Source organism: Kribbella sp. NBC_01484 (assembly GCF_036227145.1).
Classification (GTDB): domain Bacteria; phylum Actinomycetota; class Actinomycetes; order Propionibacteriales; family Kribbellaceae; genus Kribbella.
The window spans coordinates 5,302,288-5,319,383 of record NZ_CP109437.1; the positions used below are offsets into that span (position 1 = coordinate 5,302,288).

The window sequence follows — 17,096 nt, forward strand, 5'->3', positions numbered from 1 at the left end:
ACGACGGCCGGGGCCATACGATGAGGGTGTGAGTGAGATCATCGAGCTGGCCCGGCGGGCGCGGGAGGCGTCGTACGCGTTGGCGGACGCTTCGCGGGCGACCAAGGACGCGGCGCTGCACGCGATGGCGGCAGCCCTGCGAGCGAACACCGACACGATCGTGGCGGCAAACGCGAAGGACGTCGCAGCGGCCCGGGAAGCCGGTACGCCGGAGTCCACGGTGGACCGCCTGGCGCTGAACCCTGCCAGGGTTGACGGAATGGCTGCCGGACTCGAGCAGCTGGCCGGGCTGACCGACCCGGTCGGTGAGGTCGTCCGCGGCTACACCCTGCCGAACGGTCTGGAGCTCCGCCAGGTCCGCGTCCCGTTCGGCGTGATCGGCATCATCTACGAGGCCCGCCCGAACGTGACCGCCGACGCAGCCGGCATCTGCCTGAAGTCCGGCAACGCGGTCCTGCTCCGCGGTTCATCCTCCGCCGCCGCGTCCAACGAGGCGATCGTCGCCGTACTGCGGGACGCTGCGACCGAAGCTGGTCTGCCGGCCGATGTGATTCAGGGCGTGCCGACGGATCGGGCCGCGGTGAAGGAGCTCATGCAGGCGCGCGGGCTGGTCGACGTACTGATTCCGCGCGGTGGTGCCGGGCTGATCCAGACCGTGGTCACCGAGTCGACCGTGCCGGTGATCGAGACCGGCGTCGGCAACTGCCATGTCTATGTGGACGCCGACGCGGATCTGGGGCTCGCGCTGGAGATCTTGCTGAACTCCAAGACCCAGCGGCCGAGTGTCTGCAACGCGGCCGAATCCCTTCTGGTGCATGCGTCCGTGGCCGACGAGTTCCTGGCCACCGCGTTGCCGGCGCTGACCGCGGCCGGCGTGACCGTGCACGGTGACCCGGCGGTAGTTGCCGCTGGCAAGGATGTGGTCGCCGCGACGGAGGACGACTTCGGCCTGGAGTACAACTCGCTGGACCTGTCCGCGGCAGTGGTCGACTCGCTGGAAGCCGCGGTGCAGCACATCCGCCGCTACAGCTCGGGTCACACCGACGCGATCATCACCCGCTCGCAGGCTGCCGCCCGCCGGTTCGTGCAGGCGGTGGACTCGGCCGCGGTCGTGGTCAACGCCAGCACGCGCTTCACCGACGGCGGTGAGTTCGGCTTCGGCGCCGAGATCGGCATCTCGACCCAGAAGCTTCACGCCCGCGGTCCGATGGGCCTCCCGGAGATGACGTCGACCAAGTACGTCGTCACCGGCGAAGGTCAGATCAGGACCTGAGTCGCGTCGTTCACCCGGACAACGAGCGGCTCGGCGCGAAGTACTGCCAGCGCCGCAGCGTAGTCGGCGCCGACCTCGAGGTCGGTCAGCTGCCCAGTGTGCTGGGCCCACTCCCACACCTCCGCCGGCTGGTCCAGCGGACCGACGACAACTGTCTGTAGGTCCGCCCGGACCCCGACTCCGGTCGCCTTGACCACTGCTTCTTTCCGCGTCCACACCCGCGTGAACGCCTTCGCTCGTGCGATCCCGTCGTACCGGGCCAGCCCCCGCATTTCCTCAGGAGCCAGGCATAGGCGACCGACCGCGTCGATGTCGAGGTCCGGGTCGACCTTCTCCACATCGAGTCCGACGGGGTGATCGCCGATCGCGACGCCGACCAGCTCGCCGGAATGCGTCACCGACAGCTCGACGCCGTCCGCGCGGATCTTCCCGTGCGGCTTCCCGCAGTCCGGGCAGCTCCGATCCAGCCGTACCTTTGCCGCAGGCAACGAAAACCGTGCCGCCAGCAACCGCCGCACCATCGTGCAGCCGAGCAGGAACCGCGCCTTGTCCTCGTCCCGCCGGTACGCCGCCAGCCGCCGCTGCTCGTCCTCGTCGAGATCAACGGCGAACTCGTCGCGGGCCTGATCGATCCCAGCCCACCACACCTCGACGGTCACACCGGTCCGGGCTTCCAGGTCAACGTTCCAGTGGTCAGATCGTCGACAATCCGATCGATCCACTCCGCTTCGGCCATGGCGATCGCCCGTTGGTACTCGGTCTCGAGCAGGGCGAACCGGGGGATGGGCTCGCCCTCCAGGACCAGCTCGGCGTCGAGCACGGCGATCCGCTCGGACAGGTGATCGCGGCGCTCGCCGAGCAGTTCACCGGCCGTCTCCGGCGTCACCAGCATCACGAACGACAGCGCCGCCGGGAACTCGGGGAACTCGTTGCGCGGCGTGGTGAGGATCTCCGCCAGCCACTCCCGGCAGATCGTCCGCCCGTCCTCGGTCAGGTGGTAGACGGTGCGCTCCGGGTAGCGTTCGTCCCGCTCGGTCGCGCCGGCGGTGATCATGCCCTCCTCCTCGAGGCGCACGATCATCCGGTACAGGCTGGTCCGCTGGCCCACGTTGACCACCTGGTCCTTGCCCCACTGCTTGATCAGCCGCTGGATCCCGTAGGGATGCATCGGCCCGTTCTCGAGCAGTCCGAGGATCGCGAGGGCGAGTGGTGAGCGTCGGATGGTCATGGTGTCAGCATACGGGTTCAGAGATACTAGTTGCAATGAAACTAGATGATGTGTGACTATCGATCTCATGAGAACAGCAGAACTGAGCCAGGGTGCGGTGGAGTCCCGCGACGGCACCGAGATCGGCTACTGGAAGACGGGGCACGGACCGGCGGTCGTCGTACTGCACGGCAGCATGGAGTCGGCGCGCAGCCACACGTTGTTCGCCGAGGCGCTGGCCGGCGACTTCACCGTCTACCTCCCGGATCGGCGCGGCCGCGGCCTGTCCGGTCCGCATCGGCCGGATCACACCGTGCGGACCGAGGTGGAAGACCTCGAGGCAGTGCTGACTGCCGCCGGCGCCGAGCTGGCGTTCGGCGTGAGCGCAGGTGGCGCGGTCGTGCTGGAAGCGGCTCGCACGCTGCCGAGCCTGCAGAGGATCGCACTGTATGAGCCTGCGATTGTCGACAATCCGACGCCGCATCGCGAGTGGCTCGCCCGGTTCGACCGTGAGGTTGCCGAGGGCAACCTTGCCGGCGCGATGGTGACCAGCATGTACGGGCTGCAGCTGGCGCCGGCGTTCCTGAAGGTGATCCCGCGGCCGCTGATGACGCGGATCACCGAGAAGATGCTGGTGAAGGATGAGCGGCAGGCCGGCGCGGATGCCATCACGATGCGCAAGCTCGCGCCGACCATCCACTACGAGGGCACGCTGATCGCCGAACTCGCCGGGACCTTCGAGGATTTCCGCTCGGTGTCCGCGGATGTGCTGTTGATGGGTGGGAGCAAGGGGTTGCCGGCGTTGAAGCCGTGGCGGGACGCCCTGGAGAAGGTGCTTCCGCATTGCCGGCGGATCGAGTTCGACGGCCTCGACCACGGCTCGTCCAGCGACCCGGGTGGAATCAATCTGAGCGGCAGCGCCAAGGCGGTCGAGCGGGTGGCGGCCGAGGTCAAGGCGTTCTTCAGGCAGTCTTGAGTGCCCAGTCGACCGCGTCCGCGATGTCCGTGACCGGATACCGCACGGCTTTGACGACGCGGTCGTCGCCGATCACGAGTACGACGCGTTTGAGTCGCTCGTACCCACCGGCGCGGAAGGTGGGCAGCCGCAGCGCGGCGGTCAGCTCCAGTTCGAGGTCGGACAGCAGCGGGTGTGGGATCTCCTCGGCGTTGGCGAACGCCTGCTGTTCGTCCGTGCGTTGCGTGCTGACCCCGCGGACCGCGACTCCGTTGGCAGCGAATTCGTCGTACCGGGCGGCGAAGAGGCGGTTCTCCAGCGTGCAGCCGCTGGCGCCGGCGATCTCGCTCCAGCCGTCCGGCAGCGGCGTCGGCCGGCCGGTCGCCGGGTACCCGAACAGGACGGTCGCGCGGGAATCCGGGTCGATCACGTCGAGCGCCGTACCCGCGATCGAAGGCAGGCTGAGCTGGGGGACGCGCTGTCCGACGAGCTCGTGGATCCGGTGAGCGGGTGGCTCGTCGGCGTCGTTCGTGCCGGTGAGTGAGCCGTCGCCGAGCAGCCAGCGGTCGCCCCAGTCCTGGAGCGCGACGAGGACCGGCAGCAGCGCCCGGCCACGCGGGGTGAGGCGGTAGGCATAGCGGGTCGGGCGGTCCTGGTACGCCGATCGCTCGACGATCCCGGTGTCGACCAGGCCGGTCAGTCGCTCGGTCAGGACCTTGCGGGAGATGTGCAACGAATCCGCGAGCTGATCGAACCGGTCGAGGCCGCGGGCCAGGTCGCGGACGATCAGCAGTTCCCAGCCGTCGCCGATGACGCCGAGGGATTGCGCGATCGCACAGTCCGGCTCGGGTGAGAAGCTGCTCCGCCGCACGTCGCCCCCCAATCCGGTTGCCACCACGCTAGCCGGGCTTATAAGTTCCTAATAGGAACTCACTCTACCTGGGGGCTGACATGTACTGGCGTCGCATCGCCGAACTGCCCGGGTGGCTCAAGGCGGTGATGGTCGGCCAGGTGGTCAGCTCGGCCGGCGCGCTGGCGTGGATCTACCTCACGCTGTACCTGGTCGAGGATCGCGGGATGTCGGCGCAACAGGCCGGCTTCGCGGCAGCGGCGTACGGCGTGGGTCTGCTGGGCGGCAATCTGGGCGGTGGGTGGTTCGGCGACCGCTTCGGCCTGCGTATGGCCGCCGTCGCGAGCCAACTGGCCTGGGCCGTGACCTGTCTGACCCTGCCGCTCGTCCCCGCTGGATGGATCGGTGTGGTCGCTGCACTCGCCGGACTCTGTGGTGGCGCGAGTCGCCCGAACCTGAGCGCTCTCGTCGCTACCGCACTCCCGTCCGAGCGCCGCCGCGAAGGGATCGCCCTGTCTCGAACTGCGAGCAACGCCGGCTTCACCATCGGGCCGCCGCTCGGTGGACTGCTCGCGGCGTACGACTTCTCGCTCGTCTTCGTGGTGGACGCGGTCTCCAGCCTGGTCCTCGCGGCCGTCATCTGGCGGTGGGTGCCGGGCGTTCGCCGTACGTCGTCACCCACGGGCGTGGGCGTCTGGCGCGTGCTGCTCCGGGACCGGACCGTGCTGGTGTTGCTGGCAACGATCGTGGTCGTCGACACCGTGTACCGCCAGGTGTTCGCGACCATGCCGTTGCTCTTGCGGGACGCCGGTTCGCCGGCGGTCGCGTACGGCGTACTGATCGGGCTGAGCTCCGTGGTCATCGTGTGTTGTGAGGCCCCGCTCGCCGTCCGCCTGCGAGGTCACAGCGCGACCCGGGTGATCGCGGTCGGGTTCGCGCTGGTGGGCGTGGGACTGGCCGTCCTCGGCATCTGGCCGGCGCTCGTGGGGGCGACGCTGGCGATCGTGGTCATCACGGCGGGGGAGATGCTCTACAAGCCGACCGCCACCGCATATGTCGCCGACGCAGCCCCAGCCGGCATGGTCGGGCGCTACTCCAGCCTGTACGCCGCCGCGTCGATCAGCGGGATGTTCCTCGCTCCAGCCCTGGGTGGCGCCGCGTATGAGCACACCCCGGGGCTGCTCTTCCCCGTAGCGGCCGCGCTCGCCCTCGCGGCAGGCGCCGTACTCGTGATCAGTCCGGCAGGGGAGCGGGCCGGCCTTCCCAGCGAGTCGACAGCACGACAGTCGTCCGCGTCCTGACCACGCCGTTCACCCGGCGCAGCGAGCCGACCACCGCCTCGAGCTGGGTGACGTCGGCGACCCGGACCTTCACCACGAGCTCCTGATCGCCGGCGACGAACCAGCAGTCCTCGACCGCGACGATCTCCCGCACCTGCTCGACGATGTCGTCGGTCTCCACATCGTCGCGCTGGAACAGCCCGATCAGCGCGCTGGTGCCGAGCCCGACCTGCGCCGGCGCGACCACCGCGCGGTAGCCGAGCAGTACGCCGCGCTCCTCCAGCCGTCTCACCCGTTCCTGGACGCTCGGCCCGGACAGCCCGACCACCCGGCCGAGCTCGGCCCAGCTCGAGCGTCCGTTCAGCCGGAGTGCCTCGATCAGCTGCCGATCGATCGCGTCCATGAATCCTCCCGTTTGCCACAGATTCGAAGGCTGGGAATCTTGTGGACCTTTAATTCGTTTGTAAGAGCGTAAGGCAAACCGTATAATTTCAAGTGTCGGGGACAGCCCGCCCCGACCTCGACGTACCAACCCAGTGAAGGAATCATGATCACCCCCGATGTTGCCCGTGCCCACATCGACGAGCTGCACCGCGTCGCCGCGCAGTCCCGGCGCGCCCACGCCGGGCCGTCCGTCTGGCGCCGGCTGCTGACCCGTCACATCCGCCACAGCTGACCTCAACAATGCGGCCGGTGTGCCTCCAGTGTCATTCCTGAGGCCACCGGTCGCTGTTCTCCAGGTGGTCACGAGATAGGCTCTGCCTCATGCTCTCGCTCCTCGTGCCGCAGGTGGCGGCTCTCGAAGAAGCCGTTCAGGCTTCGCACATCTCGCCGTGGTGGTACGGCGGGTTCGCCCTGACCGTGCTCGTCCTGCTGCTGCTCGTCACCGTCATCATGGGCAAGGGCCGGCCGCACAGCTGAGCGGCTGAATACTGGCTGACATGGCTTCTGTCGAGCGGGTCCGGCGCCTGGGCGTGATGGGTGGCACGTTCGACCCGATCCATCATGGCCACCTGGTCGCGGCCAGCGAGGTGCAGGCGTACTTCGATCTGGACGAGGTGATCTTCGTCCCGACCGGCCAGCCGTGGCAGAAATCCGACCGGGTGGTGTCCGCGGCCGAGGACCGGTACCTGATGACCGTGATCGCGACCGCGTCCAACCCGCGGTTCTCGGTCAGCCGGGTCGACATCGACCGGCCGGGTCCGACGTACACGATCGACACCCTGCGCGACCTGTCCGAGCTCTATCCGGACGCCGAACTGTTCTTCATCACCGGCGCCGACGCGCTCGCCCAGATTCTCACCTGGCGCGACGTGGACGAGATGTTCAAACTGGCCCAGTTCGTCGGCTGCACCAGACCCGGGACCGAGGGTCTCGAGTTGCCGCTGGACCAGCTGCCGATGGATCGGATCACCCTGCTCGAAGTGCCGGCGCTGGCGATCTCGTCGACCGAGTGCCGCGCGCGGGTCGCCAAGGGGAACCCGACCTGGTACCTCGTCCCGGACGGCATCGTCCAGTACATCGCCAAGCGTGAGCTCTACACCAACCGTTAGGAACCACATGCCAGCCAGCGAACGCGCCATCGAGCTGCTCACCGCGGCCGCGGAGGCGGCCCACGACAAGAAGGCGGAGAACGTCCTCGCCTTCGACGTCTCCGAGCAACTCGCCATCACCGACGCGTTCCTGGTCGCGTCCGCCTCCAACGACCGCCAGGTCCGCGCGATCGTCGACGCCGTCGAGGAGAAGCTCCGGGTCGACTTCGACGCCAAGCCGGTCCGCCGCGAGGGCGCCCGGGAAGGCCGCTGGGTGCTGCTCGACTACCTGGAGATCGTCATCCACGTCCAGCACGACGAGGAGCGCAGCTTCTACTCCCTCGAGCGCCTCTGGCGCGACTGCCCGGTCATCCCGCTGCCGTCGCCGGTACCGGGGGCTGCCTCAGAATGACGGCGGGACGGCTGATCGTCTGGCGGCACGGCCGGACCGAGTGGAACCTGCAGGACAAGATCCAGGGCCAAGCCGACATTCCTTTGGATGATGTCGGCCTGACGCAGGCCCGTGAGGCGGCCTTGCGGTTGGCGTCGCTGGCGCCGACCCGGTTGTTCGCCAGCGACCTTCAGCGCGCTGCCGCCACCGCAGGTGAACTGGCCTTGCTGACCGGTCTGAAGATCGAGTACGACGAAGCCCTCCGCGAGATCGACGTCGACGACTGGGCCGGCCTCACCATGGCCGAACTCGCCGCCATCAACCCCGAAGCGGCCGCCCGCATCCGCTCCGGCGAACCCCAACGCCGCGGCACCGCCGGCGAAACCGTCGAAGAAGTCGCCCAACGCTTCAGCGACGCCCTGGGCCGGGTCGCCGCCGAGGGCACCGCGGAAGACACCATCGTCATCGCCACCCACGGCCTCGCCGCCCGCGTCGGCATCTGCCTCTTCCTCGGCATCCCCCAAGCCCACTGGCCCGCCTTCGGCGGCCTCGCCAACTGCAACTGGGTCTCCCTGCTCCCCGGCCGCCTCGGCTGGCGAATCGAAGAATGGAACGCCGGCTCCCTCCCCGAACCAGTAATGAGCGACGACCCCCAACGCTGAGCGGACCACCCCCAGGACACCGCTTCGCGGTCGCTGACTGTTGGCTGCCTCCGGCGGTCGGCGCGGACTGGTGTTGGGTGTGCTGTGCTCGGCGCGGAGAGGCGCGGTTGTGTGCGCAAGCGACACCGCTCGCGGCAGCTGTCTGTTGGCCGCCTGCGGCGGCTGCGGCTGCTGAGCCTCGTCCGCTGTGCTGTGGCCGGCGCGTGATGGAGCCTGGTCGGGTGTGCAAACAAAACCGCTTCGCGGTAGGCCTATTGGCATCCTTCGGCCGCGGATCGCTGTCCGGCTTGCTGTGGTTGGCGGGTGAGGTCTAGTGCGTGGGATGGGCGTGCGTGTGGGGCGGGATGGGCGGCCTGGACGGACGTGACTGCAGGCAAGTCTGGCCGTCTACCAGGTGCCCTCGGCGGCTGCCACCCACGTACCCGACCCGATTTTTCTTCGATGCCACTCATCCGCTAAACTTCCGGAGTCGCAAGACACCGCGGGGCTTTGGCGCAGTTGGTAGCGCGCTTCCATGGCATGGAAGAGGTCAGGGGTTCGAATCCCCTAAGCTCCACCAGTAGTAACCGCAGGTCAGGAGGCACTTTTGCCCCCTGGCCTGTTTTGGTTAGCGCGTCCCGTGGGAGCGATTTGGGAGCGGAGATCCACTCCCACCACCTTGGCTGCCAGGATCTCGGCTTCCGAACGAGCTTTGTCGATGGTGACCCTGATCACGGGCACCCAAGTGAGCAGCTTCTCCTGCTCGGCATCGTCCAGGGGGGCGAGGACGGAGGTGACGAAGCGGTCCTCTAGCGCCTCCAGAATCTGGCGCTCCATCTCGGGCGTCACATGGTCGTAGACGCGTCCCATACCCTTCATCTTGTGGCCGAGACGTGCACGTCGGGCGACCTCCACGATGCCGTCCTCGGTCAACCATGTGGAGTGCGTGTGCCGACCTTCGTGGAAGGTGAAGCCAGGCAGGATCGCCGGGACATGCCGCTTCGATGCGGAGTTGTCCGCGTCGACACCGTCCCATGCTGGTCGCCAGAACCGCTGCCGGAAGTTGGACCGGTACCAGGGCTTGCCCTGCAATGAAGTGAACACAATCGAAGATCCGGCTGGTCTGGTCGCGAGGAGTAGCTCGTACATCATCGCGAGAGTGGGTGCAAGTTGAACCCAACGCTCACCGGCCGGGGACTTCGTGCGGGCGTTCCGCTTGATCCGTCGAGGGCGACGGGCTCCGGGGCCGAAACCTGGCGTCACTCGGTCCGTAACGTCAGCACCGCTCTTGAGCAACCGGCCGTCGACCTCCTTGAGCGGTTCGAACACTGCGGTGGCTTGCCTCAACGCGTCGTACTCCGCAGGAGTCTGGCCGGCCAATTCGCCCCATCGTCCACCGGTGTAGCCGTCGAGAAGACCCAGCATCAGTCCGCTCAAGCCGAGCTCGTTCTTCGTAGAGCCGCATGCTCGCTCGGAGTAGTTGGAGCGGCGTTGCGACGTACTTCTCCGACTCCCACTCACCGTTGGTCACCCGAATGCCCGAGCACGGGTTTGGACGAGATGACACTCCCCAAGTAGGGCTTCGTCGGTGGGCCAGGGCCAGACTCTCGTGTCCTCTGTCGACTGATGGGCGACGCTCGTCCGCCAGCTGATCTGCGACAGTGGAGGCACGAATCGCGGCAGATGAGTTCGGGGATCCACTAGCCTCCACGTGTGAGCTACGACCTGTACTTCCTCACGCGTCAGCCTGGGCAGTCCTGGGAAGACGTCATGTCGCAACTTGAGGGCGACGACTCGGAAGACGTGCCCTTGGACGATGAAGCAGTCGCGGCCTGGGATCGAGTCAAGGCTGCTGTGGGACCAGTCTTGGCCGACGCCAGCGAGTTCGCGGTGTCGACCAGCCGCCAACTCAACGATGATGCGACGGGTATCCAGATCTCGATGGTTCCGGGCGAACTCAGCCTGACGGTTCCGTATTGGTACACGGGGCCCGACGCCGAGCGGATCGTAGGCATCCTCCATGAAGTCGCCGCGGCGATCGAGCAAGCGACCGGACTCACCGCATACGACCCTCAAGCCGAAGCCCCATTCCTGGGCGAAGGTGAGTATGGCGCAGCCCGGACGCTCGACCGCATCCACACATCGGTTATCCATAGGCACGCCGCCTCTGAACCGGCTGACCGTGCACCCCGATCGGAACTGCCCCACGGGCTGTGGGCGCGACTCTTCGGACGCGGGCCTCGCTGAGCGTGCGCTCATCGGTAGTATCGAGCTTTCACCCTTCGCGGCATGAGAGTGCGTTTCCCTTGTTAGGCGCGGCTGGGGTTGAGAAGTGACCTGAGGATGTTTTCCATCTCGTCGAGGCTGTCTTGCCGGCCGTCGAAACGGGTCATGTGGTCGCGTCCGGCCTTGTCGCGGAACGCGAGTCTCCAGGTGAACGTCGTTACTCCGTCACGTTCCTGCAGCTCCATCGTTTCGACTGCCTCAACATCCGGCCAACAGTTGAAGTGCCACGTCTCCACGGTTCGGACCGGCGGCTCGACCTCCAGGTATGTCCCGCTGAACGAGAACACGGTTCCGTCTCCGGTCACGAAGGAGGAGTGGTAATTGCCCCCGACCCGCAAGTCGATCGAGCACTCCGTCATCCGGTCCGGGGGTGTCGCACCCCACCTGCTCACGTGCTCGGGCTTCGTCAACACGTCGAAGACGAGAGCGATCGGAGCGTCGAACTCTCGGGTGATGACAACCTCGAGCTCGTTTGGGAACGTGATGACTGCAGAGCCGTGCCGATCAGGTGCCACTGTCTTCTCCTTGTCGTTGCAACTCTTCGAGGTAGTCCTCGATCCGATCCAGTCGGTCGTTGATCGCCCGCTCGTACTTGGCCACCCAGTCGTGCAAGGGTTGAAGGTGCTCTGGAGCCAGGCGGTAGAGCCGGCGGCGGCCATCGGCCCGGCACCTGACGAGTCCCACCTCACCGAGTACCCGTAGGTGCCTGGAGACCTGGGGCTGAGACATCGAGACGTCGCGGACTATCGCCCCAACCGGCTTCTCGCCTGTGAGCAGCACATCGAGGATCGCGCGGCGGTGGACGTCACCGACTGCGTTGAAGACATCCGAAGTTGTCGAGGCGCGGGCCACCGTTCGAACATATCTCCATATGGATATCTGTCAACACTTCGGACGCCGAAGCGCTCCCCGGTGGGCAACCGCTCATCGGCATGTCAGTGAGCTCGGATGGCGGCCGGAAGGTTCTGTCAGGTGGCGGAGGCCATGTAGGCGGCGAGGATGTAGTTGGGGTGGCGGTCGAGGTTGGTGCGGGCGCGGTCGTAGCGCATGGTGGTTCTCGGGTCGGCGTGGCGGGCGGCGATCTGGACGTCGCGTAGGTCGACGCCGGCGTCGAGCATGGTGGTGACGAAGGTGTGCCTGAGCATGTGCGGGTGCATCCGCGGCAGCTTGACCCCCGCTTGTTTCGGCGAGGTGCCGCAGTCTGCGGGTGGCGCAGTGCCGGTCCATCCGGGTGCCGCGAGCCGTCAGCAGGATCGGTCCAGCCGCCCGGTCGTCGGCGCGTTCGATGGCCCGGCCCACGGCTGGGGGAAGCGGAACCAGGGCGATCTTGTCGCCCTTGCCGTACACGCGCAGAACCCGGTGGCCATGTTGTTCGCCGAGGTCTTCGATGTCGCTGCCGGTGGCCTCGAAGATCCGCAGCCCGAGCAGACCCAGCATCGTTACCAGGGCGAAGTCGAACCGACTGGGTGATTGCCTGGCCACGGACAACATGGCCTCGAACTGCAGGTGACTCAACCCGAGGGTCGGCGATTGGGCCGGCACGTGCGGGCGTCGCACGTACTCGGCCGGGGAGTGCTCGAGAACGCCGTCGATCACGCAGGTCCGGTAGAAGCCCGCAACGACCGACAACCGGCGCGACACCGTCGACGACTGGTGCCGGCGCACCTCCTGTAACCACCGGACATACAGCTCAACGTGTGGCCGGCCCGCTGTCAGCGGGTCCAGGCCCCGCCGCTCGCACCACACCAGATACCCCCGCAGGTCCGACTCGGTGTGGATGCGGGACTGGCCCTTGAACCGAGCCAAGTAGGCAGCGACAGCTAACCGCAGCACGCCAGACATGACGACAACGACACCGGAAACGGCCGGCCCTGGCTGTGAGATCCCTGCGTGTCAGGGTGAGTTGAGGCCGGCGGCTCGTAGGAAGTCCGCTCCTGCAGGGCGAGATTCAGGATGATCGAGAGATATGGCTGGTTCTGTTCTTGCACCGGTAGTCGATGATGGTGTGATGAGTGAATCGGGTCCGAGGGCTGGTGGTCCGAGGCCTCGACGGACGTTCACCCCGGTGGAGAAGCTTCGGCATCTGGCGGCGTATGAGGTGGCCTGCCAAGACGGCCGGGGTGGTGGGTATCTGCGGCGTGAGGGCCTGTACTCGTCGCAGATCACCGAGTGGCGCAAGCTGCGCGACGGTGGCGTGCTGGAAGAGCGCGAGCCCGGCGCGAGGGCCGGGCGGCTCAGCGCCGAGCAGGCCGAGATCGCTCGGTTGCGGGCCCAGCTGTCCAAGGCCGAGCGGCGGCTGGCTCGGACCGAGGTGGCGTTGGAGATCATGGGAAAAGCACACGCGCTCTTGGAGGACATCTCCGAGAGCGCGCCGGACGAGCAGTCGTCCAGGCGGCGCTGATGGGCGCGTTCCGGGAGCTGACCGCGGCCGGCGTCACGACCCGGGACGCCGCGAGCCTGACGGGCATCTCCCGGGCCACCGCCGGGCGACCCACGCCGCCGGCAGGGCTGGTGACAGCCCGGGTGGCGCCGGCCAACCAGCTCACCCCGGCCGAACAGGCCCACGTTCTGGCCGTCTTGAACGGCGCCGAGTTCATCGACCGGACCCCGGTGCAGGTGTATGCCGTGCTGCTCGAGCGCGGGCAGTATCTGTGCTCGGTGTCCACGATGTACCGGATCCTCGCCGCGAACGCGCAGGTGAAAGACCGCCGCCGTCTTGCCCGCCATCCGGCCAGGGCCCGTCCCGAGCTGATCGCGACCGGCCCGGGCCAGGTGTTCACCTGGGACATCACGAAGCTGCCCGGCCCGGCCAAGGGCATCTACTACGACGCCTACGTCATGATCGACATCTACTCCCGCTACATCGTCGGCGCGCACGTCCATGCCACCGAAACCGCTGTCCTGGCGGAAGAAATGATGCGTGAGGTGTTCACGATCCACGGGATCCCGCAGGTCGTGCACGCCGACCGGGGCACCTCGATGACCTCCAAAACCGTCGCGGCCCTGCTCGCCGACCTCGGCGTCACCCGCTCTCATTCACGACCCCGCGTGTCCAACGACAACCCGTTCTCCGAGGCGTGGTTCAAGACCCTGAAGTACGCGCCGGTGTTCCCCGACCGGTTCGGATCGCTGCAACACGCCAGGACCTTCATCGACGAGTTCACCCAGTTCTACAACCATGACCACCACCACACCGGCATCGGGCTGCACACCCCCGCCGACGTCCACTACGGCCTCGCCGCGGCCACCGACCAACGCCGCCACCACGCCCTGGCCGCAGCCCGGACCGCGAACCCCGAACGGTTCACCACCACCGCGACACCGGCCATTCTCAGCCTGCCCGACGCAGCCTGGATCAACCCACCCACCCACCCACGAAACCCAACAAAACAAGACGGTTCAACAGACCGCCGCGTAACTCCCGCTGGCCTCAACCACCTTGACAAATTCCGGATCTCCAGTCCCCGGTGCCCAAGAACGTGCCAGTCACGTCAACCGCTCACACATGCACCATCTGCGGCAGATCCGGTTGCCGCAGCGCACGCCATCTGCGGCACGTCCGAGCGACATGGTCCCTTCGTCGGGCGACGGTCATGAATGGTTGCCCAGTCGTCGCCGCACCACACGCCGCCGCAGGGTGGGCGAGGCCACCACCTCGTAACCAGCCTCGAGGAAGACCTGCACCAGCCCGACCGACGCCTCGTCCCAGATCACGGTCTTGCCCGGCGGCGGCTCGATCGGGTACCCCTCCAGGACGCGGGCGCCGACCTGCTCGCCGTACTCAACGGCGGCGGCGGCGAGCTCGTAGGTCAGCCCCGACTGACGCCGGCCCTTGCGCACGACGAAGCAGGTGACTGACCAGACGCCCTCAAGCTCGGGGTCCATCCGCATCCACGCCTGCTTCCGGCTCCACAGCCTCGGGTAGTTCTCCCGCGGCTCGACCGCGACCCAGCCGGCCGTCTCGCCGTCGACGTACCCGATCAGCCCCGACGTCGGTCCGGTGGTACCGCAGGCGGTCTGCTCCAGCAGCGCGGCATCCCTCTGCTCCTGGGTCGTGTCCCGCCAGATCCAGCCGGGCACCTTCAGCGCTTGGCAACGGCACTTGTGGGCTCCACCCGTGGCGAAGACCGCCTCGACGTCCTCTGTCGATGCTTGATTGGCCGGGAGCCACATGAAATCGGGCATGCAGCCATCATGCTCTTCGCTGGGCCTGCCATCGTCGAAGACCGCGGTCTACCACCGGCACGCGAATGGACGGGCGGAGGGTCTGGGAGAGACGGTCGTCGTACCAGCAGGTCCACGCCTTCACTACCTGCGGCAAATCCGGGCGTTCGGCCCGGAGATCCGTACCTCTGACCAGCACATGGCTGAAGCTCGAAGCGGGCAGCGAATAGACGAGGAGTGGAAGCGCTACTTCAGCCTGCGCGAGGAAGAGTGTGTGACAGAGCTCGAGGTCATGGCCAGCACCAAAGCGATGACCAGGATGAGGCAGGCGATTGGCCACAGCCACTCAGGGTTGTGGGGCCAGGCCACGAGTACGGCCGGAATGGTGAGGGCGATGGCGAGACCGGCGGCGGCCAAGATGTCGACAACGCGCCGCCTGGTCGGGCTTTCCTGAGTCTCCGCGTAAGAACTCTCGGGAGCCTCGCCTTGATTGCTCGATCGCGGGGTCTGCGCCCAGTAGGTGATCAGGCTGGCCGCGCGCTCCTCGGCGCGCTTGGGCTTCCACAAGCCCACGGCGGTGCAAGGGCGACCATCTCGTCGAATGATGATGATTCCGTGCGAGCCGGACCTGGCTGAAACGACGTTGTCTCTGGCGATTCGGTGAGTCCGCAACCGATTGCGCACAACCAGCTCGTCGGGTGACAGCCAGACCGCGGGCCGTACGACGCCAAACCACCACAGCGCCGCGTATATCGCGATCGCCGTGAGCGGGTCGCTGATCGGGTGGTCGTCTTGCATCGCGGTGGAGATCAGGGCGATCGCGCCAGTCGCGACGACTGCCGCTCCCGTGCCGAGCCGGATGGACAGGGCCACCCGCCAACAGCGGCCGACCGCACCGTCAGCCAACTGCGGTCCCACGCGACGCTCTGTGCTCACACGCGAATCATCGCAGGCACACGCCTGGCAGCGGAACCCGCTGCCACACTCGCCGCGCCGAGGGTAACCAGGCCAGGCCCGGCGGCACATTTGCTCCACGAGCGCTCGACCCGATAACGCCAGGCCCTGCCATGATCCGCAGTTGGCCTTCCCGTCGAGCCCTTCCTGAATTCGGCATGTGCGTGCGTTGGCCGGCGCCCAGGGTCGCCAGGCATTCCAGCCGGTAACGAATCAATCGGCGAACATGAATCGCGCCTCTGCTGGCGGATCACATCGTGCTGGGCGGGCCTGCCCGGTAAGCCAACAATGCGACTGCCGACCTTCTCATTACGAGGAAGAACGACAGCGTCGCATCTGCTCTCTACCAGGGCTTCTAGCAACACGGCCTCCTGCAGCGAGCGCGAGATTCCCCATGCGTAGCCGTCGTTTCGTGCCACGAGTCATGCATGTCGACCACCCCCAGGTTGCGGCGATCGTCCACGTGCGTCGCTTCTCGTGCAGTGCGAGACGGCTACGGCGTTTTTAGCTTGTACGTGGATGGCGACAACGTGGCCGCACTGCGGCTGTACCTCGGCTCCGGGTTCGTCGACCACCATCAAACCGCTGGCGGCATAGTGGTGGTCAAGCAACTGGACGGCTGACGCCGTCGCCACACCTGGCCTTCTAGGGGCAGGTTCGGGTGATCGCCTGGGCGGCGTTGCGATCGGCCGCGGTGATCGGCAGCGCGTATTTGCGGGCGACCTGGAGGTACCGCAGGACGTAGGTGCATCGGTAGCTGCGGTTGATCGGCAGCCACTCGCCAGGCCCAGCGTCGTTCTTTGACGCGTTGGCCGGTCCATCAACAGCCAGCAGGTTCGCTGCCTGGTCGTTCGCGAAGTCGACGCGTCGCTCGAGCGGCCATCGACCCGCGCCCATGTCCCACGCCCGGGCGAGCGGATACACGTGGTCGATCTGCACCTTGGTCGCGACGGCCTTGCGGAACTCGACCCGGCGACCTGTGTAGGGCTCGACAGGGAGGGTGCCAGCGATGACCACGCATCTGGAGCCGCTGCGGTACTGCACCGCGGTCAGTTGGGCCGCGAGTACGTCGTTGCGGGTGTCGCAGCCGTTGTGGCCACCGCGGCCAGCGTGGTCGTCGGTCCAGGTCTGCCCGAACTGGTCTCGCTTGTATCCCGGCACCTCAGGCCGGGCGGCAATGACTCGGAGCTCGCGGAGGTCGGCAGAGATCAGTTTGGCCGTGCCGGTCGCTGGCTGAACGGTGACAGGACTGCTGATGGCTGGCGGAGGTGGGTTAGATTTGGCCGGGTTGGCCCCGGCGACTGGATAGGCGCACCCGGTAATGACGACGGCGAGGACGGTCCAGGCGGCAAGGGGGTTGCGCATCACGTGACCTTAAAGTACGGCTGAGGTCTCGCGCGCCTCAGGTCATGGCTCGGGCTCTTCTCGGACTCACGAGCTGCGCGAGCTGGGCAACGCTCAGCGGTTCAGCATCGATCTCCTTCAGGTGCGGAACGGAGACCAGTCAATCGCAACGTGGACGACGCGAACCGGTCTGTGCGGCATCGACCTGCAACGGCGATT

21 protein-coding genes, 1 tRNA gene and 2 pseudogenes are annotated in these 17,096 nt (G+C 67.1%); 13 read left to right on the forward strand and 11 right to left on the reverse strand.

Annotated elements, in window-relative coordinates; genetic code table 11:
- Window positions 1-28 precede the first annotated feature (28 nt).
- Window positions 29-1,273: a glutamate-5-semialdehyde dehydrogenase gene (locus OG555_RS26140; RefSeq protein WP_329475186.1), complete on the forward strand. Its 1,245-nt coding sequence runs from the start codon at window positions 29-31 to the stop codon at window positions 1,271-1,273.
- On the opposite strand, the gene OG555_RS26145 is transcribed toward OG555_RS26140, so the two are convergent.
- Both OG555_RS26145 and OG555_RS26150 read right to left on the reverse strand, forming a co-directional pair.
- A complete protein-coding gene (locus OG555_RS26145) occupies window positions 1,258-1,932 on the reverse strand; it encodes a 4'-phosphopantetheinyl transferase family protein (RefSeq protein ID WP_329475187.1) in 675 nt (224 codons plus the stop codon). The genes OG555_RS26140 and OG555_RS26145 overlap by 16 nt on opposite strands.
- Complete coding sequence (locus tag OG555_RS26150; RefSeq protein ID WP_329475188.1) at window positions 1,929-2,501, reverse strand: PadR family transcriptional regulator; 573 nt, start codon at window positions 2,499-2,501, stop codon at window positions 1,929-1,931. Before OG555_RS26150 ends, OG555_RS26145 begins: the two co-directional genes overlap by 4 nt.
- Before the next feature lie 67 nt (window positions 2,502-2,568).
- Between OG555_RS26150 and OG555_RS26155 the strand changes: the two genes are divergently transcribed.
- On the forward strand, window positions 2,569-3,456 hold the full coding sequence (locus OG555_RS26155) for an alpha/beta fold hydrolase (protein ID WP_329475189.1): 888 nt from the start codon (window positions 2,569-2,571) through the stop codon (window positions 3,454-3,456).
- Here OG555_RS26155 and OG555_RS26160 read toward each other — a convergent pair.
- On the reverse strand, window positions 3,443-4,330 hold the full coding sequence (locus tag OG555_RS26160; protein ID WP_329475190.1) for a winged helix-turn-helix transcriptional regulator: 888 nt from the start codon (window positions 4,328-4,330) through the stop codon (window positions 3,443-3,445). The two genes, OG555_RS26155 and OG555_RS26160, sit on opposite strands and share 14 nt — an antisense overlap.
- Before the next feature lie 56 nt (window positions 4,331-4,386).
- Between OG555_RS26160 and OG555_RS26165 the strand changes: the two genes are divergently transcribed.
- Window positions 4,387-5,586: an MFS transporter gene (locus OG555_RS26165; protein ID WP_329475191.1), complete on the forward strand. Its 1,200-nt coding sequence runs from the start codon at window positions 4,387-4,389 to the stop codon at window positions 5,584-5,586.
- Here OG555_RS26165 and OG555_RS26170 read toward each other — a convergent pair.
- The gene (locus OG555_RS26170; protein ID WP_329475192.1) at window positions 5,519-5,968 is read right to left on the reverse strand and encodes an Lrp/AsnC family transcriptional regulator; all 450 of its coding nucleotides are present in this window, start codon (window positions 5,966-5,968) and stop codon (window positions 5,519-5,521) included. The genes OG555_RS26165 and OG555_RS26170 overlap by 68 nt on opposite strands.
- A gap of 144 nt (window positions 5,969-6,112) precedes the next feature.
- Between OG555_RS26170 and OG555_RS26175 the strand changes: the two genes are divergently transcribed.
- The 6 genes from OG555_RS26175 (at window position 6,113) to OG555_RS26200 (ending at window position 8,709) form a co-directional block, all read left to right on the forward strand.
- Window positions 6,113-6,241 (forward strand): hypothetical protein, encoded by a 129-nt coding sequence (locus OG555_RS26175; protein ID WP_329475193.1) that lies wholly within the window; start codon window positions 6,113-6,115, stop codon window positions 6,239-6,241.
- A gap of 89 nt (window positions 6,242-6,330) precedes the next feature.
- Window positions 6,331-6,486 carry a hypothetical protein gene (locus tag OG555_RS26180; protein WP_329475194.1) on the forward strand — a complete coding sequence of 52 codons (156 nt, stop codon included), beginning with the start codon at window positions 6,331-6,333 and terminating at the stop codon, window positions 6,484-6,486.
- Between the two features lie 56 nt (window positions 6,487-6,542).
- Complete coding sequence (gene nadD / locus OG555_RS26185; RefSeq protein WP_328527030.1) at window positions 6,543-7,118, forward strand: nicotinate-nucleotide adenylyltransferase; 576 nt, start codon at window positions 6,543-6,545, stop codon at window positions 7,116-7,118.
- 7 nt (window positions 7,119-7,125) lie between these two features.
- Entirely contained in the window at window positions 7,126-7,509 is a 384-nt protein-coding gene (rsfS, locus tag OG555_RS26190) for a ribosome silencing factor (protein WP_328522431.1), read from the forward strand.
- Window positions 7,506-8,150: a histidine phosphatase family protein gene (locus OG555_RS26195; protein ID WP_329475195.1), complete on the forward strand. Its 645-nt coding sequence runs from the start codon at window positions 7,506-7,508 to the stop codon at window positions 8,148-8,150. Before rsfS ends, OG555_RS26195 begins: the two co-directional genes overlap by 4 nt.
- A 483-nt stretch (window positions 8,151-8,633) precedes the next feature.
- A tRNA-Ala gene (locus OG555_RS26200) sits at window positions 8,634-8,709 on the forward strand.
- A gap of 14 nt (window positions 8,710-8,723) precedes the next feature.
- Here OG555_RS26200 and OG555_RS26205 read toward each other — a convergent pair.
- Window positions 8,724-9,566: a tyrosine-type recombinase/integrase gene (locus tag OG555_RS26205; RefSeq protein WP_329475196.1), complete on the reverse strand. Its 843-nt coding sequence runs from the start codon at window positions 9,564-9,566 to the stop codon at window positions 8,724-8,726.
- A 276-nt stretch (window positions 9,567-9,842) separates the two neighbouring features.
- Here OG555_RS26205 and OG555_RS26210 point away from each other — a divergent pair, with 276 nt between their 5' ends.
- Complete coding sequence (locus tag OG555_RS26210) at window positions 9,843-10,376, forward strand: hypothetical protein (protein ID WP_329475197.1); 534 nt, start codon at window positions 9,843-9,845, stop codon at window positions 10,374-10,376.
- Between the two features lie 62 nt (window positions 10,377-10,438).
- Here OG555_RS26210 and OG555_RS26215 read toward each other — a convergent pair whose 3' ends face one another.
- The 3 genes and pseudogenes from OG555_RS26215 to OG555_RS26225 all read right to left on the reverse strand — a co-directional run bounded on the left by OG555_RS26215 (window position 10,439) and on the right by OG555_RS26225 (window position 11,572).
- A complete protein-coding gene (locus OG555_RS26215) occupies window positions 10,439-11,074 on the reverse strand; it encodes an SRPBCC domain-containing protein (protein WP_329475198.1) in 636 nt (211 codons plus the stop codon).
- A 10-nt stretch (window positions 11,075-11,084) separates the two neighbouring features.
- A pseudogene (locus OG555_RS26220) lies at window positions 11,085-11,267 on the reverse strand (ArsR/SmtB family transcription factor); the annotation flags it as partial.
- A 116-nt stretch (window positions 11,268-11,383) separates the two neighbouring features.
- Window positions 11,384-11,572: a site-specific integrase gene (locus OG555_RS26225; RefSeq protein WP_329475199.1), complete on the reverse strand. Its 189-nt coding sequence runs from the start codon at window positions 11,570-11,572 to the stop codon at window positions 11,384-11,386.
- A gap of 34 nt (window positions 11,573-11,606) precedes the next feature.
- On the opposite strand from OG555_RS26225, the gene OG555_RS26230 reads away from it, so the two are divergent.
- Both OG555_RS26230 and OG555_RS26235 read left to right on the forward strand, forming a co-directional pair.
- Window positions 11,607-11,885, forward strand: a complete 279-nt coding sequence (locus tag OG555_RS26230) for a hypothetical protein (RefSeq protein ID WP_329475200.1) — start codon at window positions 11,607-11,609, stop codon at window positions 11,883-11,885.
- Between the two features lie 538 nt (window positions 11,886-12,423).
- Window positions 12,424-13,781, forward strand: a pseudogene (locus OG555_RS26235) (IS3 family transposase); the annotation flags it as partial.
- Between the two features lie 225 nt (window positions 13,782-14,006).
- Here OG555_RS26235 and OG555_RS26240 read toward each other — a convergent pair.
- Together OG555_RS26240 and OG555_RS26245 are read right to left on the reverse strand one after the other, a co-directional pair.
- The gene (locus OG555_RS26240) at window positions 14,007-14,600 is read right to left on the reverse strand and encodes a hypothetical protein (protein ID WP_329475201.1); all 594 of its coding nucleotides are present in this window, start codon (window positions 14,598-14,600) and stop codon (window positions 14,007-14,009) included.
- A gap of 225 nt (window positions 14,601-14,825) precedes the next feature.
- The gene (locus OG555_RS26245; protein ID WP_329475202.1) at window positions 14,826-15,515 is read right to left on the reverse strand and encodes a hypothetical protein; all 690 of its coding nucleotides are present in this window, start codon (window positions 15,513-15,515) and stop codon (window positions 14,826-14,828) included.
- Window positions 15,516-16,015: 500 nt separating this feature from the next.
- On the opposite strand from OG555_RS26245, the gene OG555_RS26250 reads away from it, so the two are divergent.
- Window positions 16,016-16,156 (forward strand): hypothetical protein, encoded by a 141-nt coding sequence (locus tag OG555_RS26250; RefSeq protein ID WP_329475203.1) that lies wholly within the window; start codon window positions 16,016-16,018, stop codon window positions 16,154-16,156.
- A 22-nt stretch (window positions 16,157-16,178) separates the two neighbouring features.
- Here the strand turns inward: OG555_RS26250 and OG555_RS26255 are convergent, their stop codons facing one another.
- A complete protein-coding gene (locus tag OG555_RS26255; protein WP_329475204.1) occupies window positions 16,179-16,898 on the reverse strand; it encodes an HNH endonuclease family protein in 720 nt (239 codons plus the stop codon).
- Between the last annotated feature and the right edge of the window lie 198 nt (window positions 16,899-17,096).

Excerpts from the sequence above, each read along its gene's own strand:
- rsfS (WP_328522431.1), top strand. The coding sequence starts at position 7,126 with ATGCCAGCCAGCGAACGCGCCATCGAGCTGCTCACCGCGGCCGCGGAG.
- nadD (WP_328527030.1), top strand. The coding sequence starts at position 6,543 with ATGGGTGGCACGTTCGACCCGATCCATCATGGCCACCTGGTCGCGGCC.
- OG555_RS26170 (WP_329475192.1), bottom strand. The coding sequence starts at position 5,968 with ATGGACGCGATCGATCGGCAGCTGATCGAGGCACTCCGGCTGAACGGA.
- OG555_RS26155 (WP_329475189.1), top strand. The coding sequence starts at position 2,569 with ATGAGAACAGCAGAACTGAGCCAGGGTGCGGTGGAGTCCCGCGACGGC.
- OG555_RS26180 (WP_329475194.1), top strand. The coding sequence starts at position 6,331 with ATGCTCTCGCTCCTCGTGCCGCAGGTGGCGGCTCTCGAAGAAGCCGTT.
- OG555_RS26255 (WP_329475204.1), bottom strand. The coding sequence starts at position 16,898 with ATGCGCAACCCCCTTGCCGCCTGGACCGTCCTCGCCGTCGTCATTACC.
- OG555_RS26165 (WP_329475191.1), top strand. The coding sequence starts at position 4,387 with ATGTACTGGCGTCGCATCGCCGAACTGCCCGGGTGGCTCAAGGCGGTG.
- OG555_RS26225 (WP_329475199.1), bottom strand. The coding sequence starts at position 11,572 with ATGCACCCGCACATGCTCAGGCACACCTTCGTCACCACCATGCTCGAC.
- OG555_RS26215 (WP_329475198.1), bottom strand. The coding sequence starts at position 11,074 with ATGGCCGCCGCCGGCTCTACCGCCTGGCTCCAGAGCACCTTCAACCCT.
- OG555_RS26150 (WP_329475188.1), bottom strand. The coding sequence starts at position 2,501 with ATGACCATCCGACGCTCACCACTCGCCCTCGCGATCCTCGGACTGCTC.
- OG555_RS26240 (WP_329475201.1), bottom strand. The coding sequence starts at position 14,600 with ATGCCCGATTTCATGTGGCTCCCGGCCAATCAAGCATCGACAGAGGAC.
- OG555_RS26175 (WP_329475193.1), top strand. The coding sequence starts at position 6,113 with ATGATCACCCCCGATGTTGCCCGTGCCCACATCGACGAGCTGCACCGC.
- OG555_RS26195 (WP_329475195.1), top strand. The coding sequence starts at position 7,506 with ATGACGGCGGGACGGCTGATCGTCTGGCGGCACGGCCGGACCGAGTGG.